The 12921-nt window shown below is 38.1% G+C and carries 9 protein-coding genes; all 9 read left to right on the forward strand.

Features of this window, described 5'->3' with window-relative positions:
• Positions 1 to 809 precede the first annotated feature (809 nt).
• Positions 810 to 1400 carry a hypothetical protein gene (locus WKU26_RS02490; RefSeq protein WP_340320783.1) on the forward strand — a complete coding sequence of 197 codons (591 nt, stop codon included), beginning with the start codon at positions 810 to 812 and terminating at the stop codon, positions 1398 to 1400.
• A gap of 9 nt (positions 1401 to 1409) precedes the next feature.
• On the forward strand, positions 1410 to 2249 hold the full coding sequence (locus tag WKU26_RS02495) for a DUF2764 family protein (RefSeq protein WP_340320784.1): 840 nt from the start codon (positions 1410 to 1412) through the stop codon (positions 2247 to 2249).
• A 15-nt stretch (positions 2250 to 2264) separates the two neighbouring features.
• Positions 2265 to 4022, forward strand: a complete 1758-nt coding sequence (locus tag WKU26_RS02500) for a V-type ATP synthase subunit A (protein ID WP_269876611.1) — start codon at positions 2265 to 2267, stop codon at positions 4020 to 4022.
• Positions 4023 to 4052: 30 nt separating this feature from the next.
• Positions 4053 to 5372 (forward strand): V-type ATP synthase subunit B, encoded by a 1320-nt coding sequence (locus tag WKU26_RS02505; RefSeq protein ID WP_178267147.1) that lies wholly within the window; start codon positions 4053 to 4055, stop codon positions 5370 to 5372.
• A 20-nt stretch (positions 5373 to 5392) separates the two neighbouring features.
• Entirely contained in the window at positions 5393 to 5998 is a 606-nt protein-coding gene (locus tag WKU26_RS02510) for a V-type ATP synthase subunit D (protein WP_340320785.1), read from the forward strand.
• Positions 5995 to 7800, forward strand: coding sequence for a V-type ATP synthase subunit I (locus tag WKU26_RS02515; RefSeq protein WP_340320786.1), 1806 nt, complete (start codon positions 5995 to 5997; stop codon positions 7798 to 7800). Before WKU26_RS02510 ends, WKU26_RS02515 begins: the two co-directional genes overlap by 4 nt.
• A gap of 59 nt (positions 7801 to 7859) precedes the next feature.
• On the forward strand, positions 7860 to 8321 hold the full coding sequence (locus tag WKU26_RS02520; RefSeq protein WP_022053121.1) for a hypothetical protein: 462 nt from the start codon (positions 7860 to 7862) through the stop codon (positions 8319 to 8321).
• Between the two features lie 280 nt (positions 8322 to 8601).
• Complete coding sequence (locus tag WKU26_RS02525; protein WP_340320787.1) at positions 8602 to 10287, forward strand: glycosyltransferase; 1686 nt, start codon at positions 8602 to 8604, stop codon at positions 10285 to 10287.
• 10 nt (positions 10288 to 10297) lie between these two features.
• Complete coding sequence (glgP, locus tag WKU26_RS02530; RefSeq protein ID WP_340320788.1) at positions 10298 to 12862, forward strand: alpha-glucan family phosphorylase; 2565 nt, start codon at positions 10298 to 10300, stop codon at positions 12860 to 12862.
• Positions 12863 to 12921 lie beyond the last annotated feature (59 nt).

A 12921-nucleotide genomic window follows, 5' to 3' on the forward strand; every position in this document is an offset into this window, starting at 1 on the left:
GCCTTCTGGCGATGCCTTTGCCGCTGCCCCGTAGCAGGCCTTTCTCCGGCCCGGTGCTCCCCGTTCTTCTTCCTCATTTGTTATGTCTGACAGCTGAAGGATAATCCTCCCCTTTATGTAAAGAGGAAAATCCTGACTACGTCCTGCTTTATTCTTAAATCCCGTCTGATGCATGGTTCCCGGCAGCTGTATTGGCGGAATCGTGTAAGACCTGTGGAAATCTTCTGTGTGTTAGAATCATGACGTGTCTGGACGTGGTGGCTATGTATATGCATCCTCTGCTTCTGAAGACTTATTCCCTGCTTGACACGATTCTTTTTTGGAGCTTTTATTTCTGTCCCTGATCTTTTGGATATGTTGCATTGTGGATGTACTGTTTTTATTCCTGTATCGAATGGCTGCTTCTGTACCCTTATCTGTAAACGTTATGCGGTAATGGAGGAACGTTTGATAAAGAGAATTGCTCTGTCAATAGAAGAAAAGACTTGACAACAGAGAATGATTACATGTGATAGGGAATATATATTTTTTTGTTTGTGAACTATTTTTGTTTTCCTTGTGATAAGTAATATTCTCTTATTATTAGGCCTACCTTACATAATTATGTTTCAAATTGAAATAAGAAAGAAATATGCTATAGATATAGTTCGTTTTTTCTGCTGTATAACATGAAATATAGCATATTGTTTATATCGTGATAAATTTTAAAAATAAAATAGGATTTATTTTTCTCGAATTTATTATATTTGGCTTCCGTAATAATAGAGTTATGGTAGTAAGGTAATTATAATTCTTAAAATATAGTAATCATGGAAAATAAAATTCAGGAGCTTACTGATAAGATTTATCGCGAAGGTGTGGAAAAAGGAAATGAAGAAGCACGGCGTCTTATTAGTAATGCCCAGAAAGAAGCTCAAAAATTAATAGAAGACGCACAGAAAGAGGCTGAATCCATTATAACAGGAGCTCGTAAATCTGCTGATGAGTTATCAGAAAATACAAAAGCTGAGTTGAAACTATTTGCAGGACAAGCTGTGAATGCACTGAAAACTGAAATTGTTAATTTGCTAACCGAACAAACAATTACAGAAGCTGTTAAGGGTGCTACTTCTGATAAATCTTTTTTGAATAATTTTATTGTTGCTTTAGCTGAAAAGTGGTCTTCCAATGAGGATATTGTAATTTCAGTGAATGACGCAGAAGCTTTGAAGAAATATTTTGCTTCTAATGCAAAGCAGTTATTGGATAAAGGCGTTAAAATAGAACAAGTAAATGGTAGAAAAACTCTATTCTCTATTTCACCGGCTGATGGCTCTTATAAGGTGAATTTTGGGGAAGAGGAGTTTGAAAATTACTTTAAAGAGTTCTTACGTCCTCAGCTGGTAGAAATGTTGTTTTAACAAAAGCGTATGAGTAATTACTATTGCTTGGTAGCCGGTTTGCCAGATATTTCTTTAGAGGATGGTAAACTAAATTATAATGTTGCTAACTTTAAATCTGAATTGTATCCTGAATTATCCGATAAGGATAAGAAGTTGATAGATTTATTTTATCTGCAATACGACAATAAAGATTTATTGAAGCTGCTGAAGAATAAGGATGCAAAGGTGGAGGAAAGGGGAATTTTTCCTTCTGTAGAATTACTTCAATTGATTGACGCAGTTCGTGATGACGAGTCTCAGGATAGAAAATATCCTTTTTATTTCTATGATTTTATTTCTCAATATTTGGCATTACCAACTGAAAATTTGTATTATGCAGAAGACCTGATGGCTTCTATGTACTATGAATACGCAATGTCATGTAAGAATAAATTTATTTCTGCTTGGTTTGAATTTAATTTGAATCTGAATAATATTTTAGCTGCTTTTGCGGCCAGAAAATACAAGCAGGATGTTTCCAATGTGATTGTTGGACATACAGAAGTATGTGAACAACTTCGAACATCGAATGCCCGAGACTTTGGATTAAGCGAGAAACTGGATTATTTTGAATCGTTGTTACATATTGCAGAAATTGAAGACTTGGTAGAACGTGAAAAAAAGATAGATCAACTTAAGTGGAATTGGTTGGAAACAGAATCATTTTTCCATTATTTCACAATAGAACGTGTATTTGTCTTTTTACTACAACTGGAGATGATAGAGCGTTGGATTTCTTTAGATAAAGAGAAAGGCAATGAGCTATTCAGACAGATGATAGAAAAATTGAAGAGTGAGGTTCAGATACCGGAAGAATTTAGAAAATAGTAAAATCAATATAGAATGGCAACAAAAGGAACTGTTTTAGGCGTTATCGCCAATATGGTAACATTGACAGTTGACGGTCCGGTTGCACAGAATGAAATCTGTTATATTACAACTGGAGGAGACCGTTTAATGGCCGAAGTAATTAAGGTGGTTGGAAAGAACGTGTATGTGCAGGTTTTCGAAAGTACACGTGGCTTGAAGGTCGGTGCCGAGGCTGAGTTTACTGGTCATATGTTGGAAGTTACATTGGGTCCAGGTATGCTTTCGAAGAATTATGACGGATTGCAGAATGACTTGGATAAAATGGAAGGAGTCTTCTTGAAAAGAGGACAATATACATATCCTTTGGATAAAGAGAAAAAATGGCATTTTAAACCTATAGTAGAAGTTGGAACAGAGGTGGGACCTTCAGCTTGGTTAGGTGAAGTAGAAGAAAATCACCAACCATTGAAGATTATGGTACCTTTCCAATTATCTGATACCTATAAAGTAAAATCCATTGTGCCGGAAGGTGAATATACAATCGAAGATACGGTCGTTGTATTGACTGACAAAGATGGCAAAGATATTTCTGTAAATATGATTCAGAAATGGCCTGTCAAGAAAGCGATGACCAATTACAAGGAAAAACCGCGTCCATATAAACTTCTGGAAACAGGTGTACGTGTCATTGATACTGTTAATCCAATAGTAGAAGGAGGTACAGGTTTTATCCCTGGTCCTTTTGGTACAGGAAAAACCGTTTTGCAGCACGCTATTTCAAAACAGGCCGAGGCCGACATTGTAATTATTGCAGCTTGCGGTGAACGTGCAAACGAAGTTGTAGAAATCTTTACCGAGTTCCCTGAATTGGTCGATCCACATACAGGACGTAAGTTGATGGAGCGTACAATTATTGTAGCCAATACATCAAACATGCCTGTGGCAGCTCGTGAAGCTTCTGTGTATACAGCCATGACTATGGCAGAGTTTTACCGTGCGATGGGGTTAAAAGTTTTGTTGATGGCCGATTCAACTTCTCGTTGGGCACAGGCGTTGCGTGAAATGTCGAACCGTATGGAAGAACTTCCTGGTCCGGATGCATTCCCGATGGATATTTCAGCCATTATTTCCAACTTCTATGGCCGTGCAGGTTTCGTACATTTGAATAATGGGGCAACAGGTTCTATTACATTTATCGGTACTGTATCACCGGCAGGTGGTAACTTGAAAGAGCCTGTGACAGAAAATACAAAGAAAGTTGCTCGTTGTTTCTATGCTTTGGAGCAGGAACGTGCAGACCGTAAACGTTATCCAGCCGTAAATCCAATTGATTCTTATTCTAAGTATTTGGAATATCCGGAATTTGAAGAGTATATCACAAAACGAATCAATGATAAATGGATTGGTAAAGTAAATGAGTTAAAGACTCGTTTGTTGCGCGGTAAGGAAATTGCAGAGCAGATTAACATTTTGGGTGATGATGGTGTGCCAGTAGAATATCATGTCATCTTTTGGAAGTCAGAATTGATTGACTTTGTGATTTTACAGCAGGATGCTTTTGATGAAGTAGATGCTGTTACTCCAATGGAAAGACAAGAAGAACTGGTAAATATGATTATAGATATTTGCCACACAGAATTTGCCTTTGATAATTTCGTGGAAGTAATGGATTACTTTAAAAAGATGATTAACATCTGTAAGCAGATGAACTATGCTCGCTTCCGTTCGGAACAATATGTGGCATTCCAACAGCAATTGCAGGAATTGGTTGCCGAAAGAAGTGTGAAATAAGTGGTGATTCATTAATAAACTATTTAAAAGATGGCAACAAAAGCTTTTCAAAAGATATATACAAAGATTAGCCAGATTACAAAAGCAACTTGTTCCTTGAAAGCAACGGGAGTAGGTTATGATGAATTGGCTATGGTAAATGGAAAACTTGCACAGGTCGTAAAAATTGCAGGTGATGAAGTTACTTTGCAGGTATTTGAAGGAACAGAAGGTATTCCTACCGATGCTGAAGTAGTATTTTTAGGTAAATCTCCTACATTGAAAGTAAGTGAGCAATTGGCAGGACGTTTCTTTAATGCTTTTGGTGAACCGATTGACGGAGGACCTGAAATAGAAGGAACAGAAGTTGAAATTGGTGGTCCCTCTGTAAATCCGGTACGTAGAAAGCAGCCTTCTGAGTTGATTGCAACTGGTATTGCTGGTATCGACTTGAATAATACATTGGTATCAGGACAGAAAATTCCGTTTTTTGCTGACCCTGACCAACCTTTCAATCAAGTGATGGCCAATGTGGCTCTTCGTGCAGAAACAGATAAGATTATTCTAGGAGGTATGGGTATGACTAATGATGACTACCTGTACTTTAAGAATGTCTTTTCAAATGCCGGAGCTTTGGACCGTATTATCAGTTTTGTGAATACAACAGAAAATCCTCCGGTTGAACGTTTGCTGATTCCGGATATGGCATTGACTGCTGCAGAATATTTTGCAGTAGAGCATAACCAAAAAGTATTGGTGCTGCTGACAGATATGACTTCTTATGCGGATGCATTGGCTATCGTATCTAACCGTATGGATCAAATTCCTTCTAAGGACTCTATGCCGGGTTCATTGTATTCAGACTTAGCTAAGATTTATGAAAAGGCAGTACAGTTCCCTAGTGGAGGTTCTATTACAATTATTGCCGTTACCACATTGTCGGGAGGAGATATTACACATGCCGTACCTGATAACACCGGTTATATTACAGAAGGTCAGTTGTTCTTGCGCCGTGATAGTGATATCGGTAAGGTTATTGTGGATCCGTTCCGTTCATTGTCACGTTTGAAACAATTGGTGAGTGGTAAGAAAACTCGTAAAGATCATCCGCAGGTAATGAATGCCGCTGTTCGTTTGTACGCTGATGCGGCCAATGCGAAAACAAAAATGGAAAATGGTTTCGATTTGACCAATTATGACGAACGTGCTTTGGCCTTTGCTAAAGATTATGCTAATCAATTGTTGGCTATTGACGTAAACCTGAATACAACAGAAATGTTGGATGTAACTTGGGGATTGTTTAGCAAATACTTTAAGCCGGAGGAAGTTAACATCAAGAAAGAATTTGTCGATCAGTATTGGCAAAAGTGATCCATTAAATTAACAGAGAGATGGCTATAAAATTTCAATATAACAAGACTTCATTGCAACAGCTTGAGAAGCAGCTCAAAGTTCGTGTGCGTACACTTCCTATTATAAAGAATAAGGAAAGTGCATTGCGCCTCGAAGTAAAGCGCTGCAAAACAGAAGCTTTGGAACTGGAGAAACGTCTGGAAGCTCATATTCAGACATATGAAGCCATGTTCGCACTCTGGAATGAATTTGATGCATCATTAATTAAAGTAAAGGATGTACGTTTAGGAGTTCGTAAGATTGCCGGTGTTCGTGTCCCTTTACTGGAAGATGTTGATTTTGAAATTCGTCCGTTTAGTTTGTTTTGCAGTCCAAAATGGTATGCAGATGGAATTCATTTACTGAAAGGATTGGCACAAACAGCGGTAGAGCGCGAATTTACGCTAGCTAAATTGAGCTTGTTGGAACATGCGCGTAAAAAGACTACTCAGAAAGTGAATCTTTTTGAAAAAGTCCAGATTCCCGGTTATCAAGATGCCTTGAGAAAGATTAAGCGGTTTATGGAAGATGAGGAAAATTTGTCTAAATCTTCACAGAAGATTCTGAAGTCTATTCAAGAGAAAAGAAAGGAGGCTGAAGTATGATTGCAAAAATGAAGAAACTCACTTTCTTGGTCTACCATAAAGAATACGATGCTTTTTTGAAAAGTATTCGTGAGTTAGGAGTCGTACATATCGCAGAAAGAGCTCAGGGAGGTGCTGAAAATACTTCTTTACAAGATAGTATTCGTTTGTCTGGTCGGTATTCTGCAGCTATTAAATTGATGCAGACTCAAGGAGTAGAAGCAGAAAAGCATGTAGGTGATGCGTTGCGAGGCGAACAGGCCTTGAAGGAGATTGAATCTTTGTTGCAGGCACGCCAGCAAGTTGCTCATCGTTTGCAGACTGCAGAAAAAGAAGTTTCTGCATTAGAAGCATGGGGTAATTTTAATCCCGAGGATATACATCGTTTGCATGATGCCGGTTATCAAATTAATTTCTTTGTTTGCGCAGAGAAACAGTTCGATCCGAATTGGGTTGATTGCTATAATGCTACGGAAATTAATCGGGTTGGTTCAAAAATATATTTTGTAACCATTACATCAGTAGATCAATGTGTAGAACTTGATGTAGAAGCTATTAAATTACCGGAGCAAAGTCTGAATGTATTACAGGCACAAGTAGAAGGCTTACATAAAGAGGATGAGGAATTAGCCTCTCAATTGAAAAAAATGGCAGAGACAGTAATTCCAGATTTGCAGGCTGCACAGGCTGCTATACATTCTCAAATGGAATTCTCTAAAGTTGTTTTGAATACAGATTCCTTAGCTGATAACAAGTTGATGTTGTTGGAAGGATGGGCTCCTGCACAACGTATAGAAGAAATCAGACAATTTTTAAGTACGCAGGATGCTTATTATGAGATTGCAGATCCTACTCCGGAAGACAATGTGCCTATTTTGTTGAATAATAAAGGGTTCTTCCGCTTGTTTGAGCCTATTATGAAGCTATATATGTTGCCGAAATACAATGAGCTTGATCTGACTCCATTCTTTGCCCCATTCTTTATGCTCTTTTTTGGGCTTTGTTTGGGAGACAGTGGATACGGATTGTTCATGGTGCTTGCTGTAACAATATATAGAATCGTGGCAAAACAACTTAGCAGTTCTATGAAATCCATACTGACGTTGGTACAGTTATTGGGAGCTTCCACAATGGTTTGCGGATTATTGACTGGTACTTGTTTTGGTTTCAACTTGTATGATATCAATATTCCATTTTTCCAAAGTATGAAGGAAACCATTTCGCTGGATAATCAGCAAATGTTTAATCTTTCTTTAATCTTGGGAGGAGTGCAGATTATTTTTGGTATGATTCTGAAAGCTGTCAATCAGACGATTCAGTTTGGTGTAAAATATGCAATTGCTACTATTGGCTGGATTCTTATTCTGGTAAGTACAGCTATTGCATTTGCTGCACCGGCTGTCATGCCGATGGGAGGAACCGTACATGCAGTTATGTTAATAATTGGAGCATTGATGGCTTATTTGTATAACAGTCCGGGCAAGAATATTTTTGTCAACATAGGCTTAGGCTTATGGGATAGTTACAATATGGCTACAGGTTTGTTAGGTGATATCCTTTCATACGTTCGTCTGTTTGCTTTAGGACTATCCGGTGGTATTTTGGCAAGCGTATTTAACAGTTTGGCTGTTGGAATGAGTCCTGACAATGCAGTAGCAGGACCTATTATAATGGTCTTGATCTTTGTAATAGGACATGCCATCAATATATTTATGAATGTATTGGGAGCTATGGTACACCCTATGCGTCTTACTTTTGTAGAGTTTTTCAAAAATGCCGGTTACGAAGGAGGAGGCAAGGAGTACAAACCTTTTAAAAACTAAAGTGTTACAACTTTTAAAAGAAAGATAATAATAAAAACAAAAATTAAAATTATAGAGTTATGGAAATGAATCTTTTGATTGCCTATATTGGCATTGCTATTATGGTTGGTTTATCTGGTATCGGTAGTGCTTATGGTGTAACCATCGCCGGAAATGCTTCAATTGGAGCGTTGAAGAAAAACGATAGTGCTTTTGGTAACTTCTTGGTATTGACTGCACTTCCAGGTACACAGGGTTTGTATGGTTTTGCCGGATATTTTATGTTCCAGAGTATTTTTGGAGTATTGACTCCTGAAATTACAGGAATTCAGGCTTGTGCTGTGTTAGGCTCTGGCATTGGTCTGGGATTGGTTGCTTTGTTCTCAGCTATTCGTCAGGGACAGGTATGTGCTAATGGTATTGCTGCTATCGGTCAAGGCCACAATGTATTTGGAAATACTTTGATTTTGGCAGTATTCCCGGAATTGTATGCAATCGTTGCATTGGCTGCAACCTTCTTGATGGGATCTGCATTGGCTTAAATATAATAAAAAAGTAATATGTAGATATCCGGTATGAGTTTATCTCGTACCGGATATTTTTTTGTACATGATAAAGTATATAGACTGTGTATCTTTAGTATGGTTTGATTATTCTATAGGTTGTAATGTCATGTAATTTGTGAAATCAATACCTTTTTAGATGTCTGATATCCAGTTAAAGACCGATTATCCTCTGTTAGAATAATATTATGCGTGAATTTGTTCGTTATATTCATCCTTTTTTATAAATTCGCGCTTGACTTAGAAAATACTATAAAAGATGACAATGCAACTTTTGACTCCTGATTATATATTTGAATCAAGTTGGGAAGTATGTAATAAGGTTGGAGGAATTTACACAGTTCTTTCCACAAGAGCAAAAACTTTGCAAGATGCTTTTCCTGATAAGATTTATTTTATAGGTCCGGATGTATGGATAGGAAAAGAAAATCCTTTATTTATTGAGGATAATGAATGCCTGAAAGAATGGCGTGAACACGCAATAGAGAGTGATCATTTAAAGATTCGTATTGGAAGATGGAATATTCCAGGGAATCCTATCGCTATTTTAGTTGATTTTACTCCTTTCTTTTCGGAAAAGAATGAGATCTACACAAAAATGTGGGAAGACTTTCAAGTTGATTCTTTGCATGCTTATGGAGATTATGATGAAGCATCCATGTTTTCATATGCTGCAGGAAAGGTTGTAGAAAGTTTTTATCGTTATAATTTGACTCTGCAAGATAAGGTCGTATATCAGGCACATGAGTGGATGACAGGAATGGGAGCCCTTTATGTGCAGAAAGCAGTTCCGCAGATTGCTACTATTTTTACTACACATGCGACTTCCATTGGCCGTTCGATAGCTGGAAATAATAAGCCTCTTTATGATTATCTGTTTGCTTATAATGGAGATCAGATGGCCCAGGAACTCAATATGCAATCTAAGCATTCTATTGAAAAACAAACAGCTCATCATGTAGACTGCTTTACGACAGTGAGTGAAATTACCAATAACGAATGTAAGGAATTACTTGAAAAACCTGCTGATGTGATTCTGATGAATGGCTTTGAGGATGACTTTGTGCCCAAAGGAACAAAGTTTGCCAATAAGCGGAAAAAGGCACGGAAAACTTTGCTTACCATGGCTAATGCTTTGTTAGGCACTCAGTTGGGGGATGATACGATGATTATTGGTACCAGTGGACGCTATGAGTTCAAGAACAAAGGTATTAATGTATATCTGGAAGCATTGAACCGATTGACACGAGATAAAAATCTGAAAAAAGAAGTTCTGGCATTTATCAATGTACCAGGATGGGTAGGGGAGCCTCGTGAAGATTTGCGTAAGCGTTTGGATAGCAAGGAAACATTCAATACTCCATTGGAGTGTCCGTTTATTACACACTGGCTGCATAATATGAATCACGATCAGGTACTTGATATGTTGAAGTATCTGGATATGTCGAATGCTGCAGATTCAAGAGTAAAGGTAATTTTTGTGCCATGTTATCTGGATGGAAAGGATGGTATTTTAAATGAATTGTACTACGATTTGATAATAGGAACAGATTTGAGTGTATATCCTTCCTATTACGAGCCATGGGGATATACTCCTCTTGAAAGTATTGCATTTAAAGTTCCTACTATTACTACAGACCTCGCAGGATTTGGTCTATGGGTGAATTCGTTGAAAGGCCGTCCGGGAGTATTACAGGATGGAGTAAAGGTAATTCATCGTACCGATTATAACTATTCGGAAGTAGCTGATACTATCAAAGATACAATATCCGAGTTCTCTTCTCTGTCAGAAACAGAAATTAATAAAATACGTAATAATGCGGCTAAAATAGCCGAGAAAGCACTTTGGAAACACTTTATAGAAGCTTATTATAGAGCATATGATATTGCTTTACGTAATGCTTCCAAACGCCTTTCTTTTAAAGTTGAGAAATCCTTAAATTAAATTTAAAGATATGAAAGTTAAAACTAATTATGCTAATGCTCCGGTTTGGAGAGAGATTAATGTAAAATCTCGTATTCCGGAATCTCTGAAGATGTTGGAAGAAATGGCTCGCAATATCTGGTGGGCTTGGAATGATGAGGCAACTGAAATGTTTAAAGAGTTGGATCCAGAGCTGTGGCAGATTGTTGCTCAGAATCCGGTTGCATTATTGGAACGTCTAAGCTATGAAAAATTAGAGGCTTTGTCTGAAAATAAAGGGGTTTTGAAAAAAATCGAAGACATTTACGCTAAATTCAAAGCGTATATAGATGAAAAGCCTGATTCAAAACGTCCGTCAGTAGCATATTTCTGTATGGAATATGGTTTGACTCATGTATTGAAAATCTACTCTGGAGGTCTGGGTGTATTGGCTGGCGACTATTTGAAAGAAGCTTCAGACAGCAATGTAGATATGTGTGCTATCGGATTCTTGTACCGTTATGGTTATTTCAGCCAGAGCCTTTCTATGGACGGTCAGCAGATAGCAAATTACGAAGCACAAAACTTTGGCAGTCTGCCTCTTGAACGTGTAGACGATGAAAACGGAAATCCTTTGGTACTCGATGTTCCTTATCTGGACTACTATGTACATGCATATGTATGGAGAGTAAATGTAGGTCGTGTACCTTTGTATTTGCTTGATACTGATAATGAAATGAATAGCGAGTTCGACCGTCCGATTACACATCAGTTGTATGGTGGTGACTGGGAAAACCGCTTGAAACAGGAAATTCTGTTGGGTATCGGTGGTGTATTGCTGCTGAAGAAATTAGGTATTAAGAAAGACATTTACCATTGCAATGAGGGACATGCTGCATTGTGTAATGTACAGCGCTTGTGCGATTACGTAGAAGGTGGAATGTCATTCGATGAAGCTTTGGAAGTAGTTCGCGCTTCTTCACTTTATACAGTTCATACTCCAGTTCCGGCAGGTCACGACTACTTCGATGAAGGCTTGTTCGGTAAATACATGGGAGGATATCCTCAGCGTATGGGCATTTCATGGGATGATTTGATGAATTTGGGACGTATTAATCCAGGCGATTCTAACGAACGTTTCTGTATGTCTACTTTTGCATGCAACACATGTCAGGAAGTAAACGGTGTAAGCTGGTTACACGGAAAAGTTTCTCAGGAAATGTTTGCCGGTATTTGGAAGGGTTACTTCCCGGAAGAAAATCATGTAGGTTATGTGACTAATGGTGTGCATTTCCCTACATGGTGTGCATCTGAATGGAAGAAATTGTATAACAAATATTTCGACAAGAACTTCTTGAAAGACCAGTCTAATCCGAAAATCTGGGAAGCTATCTACAATGTACCTGATGAAGAAATCTGGAATACTCGCGTAGCATTGAAGAATAAATTGACTGATTATATCCGTAATCAGTTCCGCGATACTTGGTTGAAGAATCAGGGAGACCCTTCTCGTGTTGTTTCTTTGATGGATAAAATCAATCCGAATGCATTGCTGATTGGTTTTGCCCGTCGTTTTGCAACATACAAACGTGCACATTTGCTGTTTACCGATTTGGATCGTTTGGCAAAGATTGTAAATAATCCTGATTATCCGGTACAGTTCCTGTTTGCGGGAAAAGCACATCCACACGATGGAGCTGGACAAGGATTAATCAAGAAGATTGTAGAAATCTCTAAACGTCCGGAATTCTTGGGTAAGATTATCTTCCTTGAAAATTACGACATGAAACTGGCTCGTCGTCTTGTTTCTGGAGTAGATATCTGGATGAACACTCCGACACGTCCACTCGAAGCATCAGGTACATCTGGTGAAAAAGCGTTGATGAACGGTGTGGTAAACTTCTCTGTACTCGACGGATGGTGGTTGGAAGGCTATCGTGAAGGTGCAGGATGGGCTTTGACTGAAAAACGTACTTATCAGAATCAGGAACACCAAGACCAGCTGGATGCAGCTACTATTTATAGTATTTTGGAAACAGAAATTCTTCCGTTGTATTACGCACGTAATAAGAAGGGTTATTCTGAAGGATGGATTAAGACCATTAAGAACTCTATCGCACAGGTAGCTCCTCATTATACAATGAAGCGTCAGCTTGATGATTACTATGCTAAGTTCTATGAAAAAGAAGCTTCACACTTCCACTCTTTGGCTGCAAATGACTTTACTAAAGTAAAAGAACTGGCTAAATGGAAAGAAGAAGTTGCTGAAAAATGGGATTCAATTGAGATTGTATCAGTAAACAAGTGCGAAGAACTATATCAACATGTAGAAAGCGGAAAAGATTATACTATTACTTGTGTAATCGATGAAAAAGGCTTGAACGATGCTGTAGGAGTAGAAATTGTAGTGACTTATACAAATGCAGAAGGTAAGGAACATATCTATTCTGTAACTCCTATGGAAATGGTAAAACAGGAAGGAAACTTGTATACATTCCAAACTGTTCACAGCTTGTCCAACTCAGGAAGCTTTAAAGTAGCTTATCGTATGTTCCCGAAACATGCTGATCTGCCTCATCGTCAGGATTTCTGCTATGTACGCTGGTTCAATGCATAATATGAAGTAGAAAGCACATAATTAGATATTTATGAAACCGCATGTAGAAGCCGGATTTT

Origin of the sequence: Phocaeicola sp. HCN-40430 (assembly GCF_037890285.1) — a bacterium.
GTDB lineage: Bacteria > Bacteroidota > Bacteroidia > Bacteroidales > Bacteroidaceae > Phocaeicola > Phocaeicola acetigenes.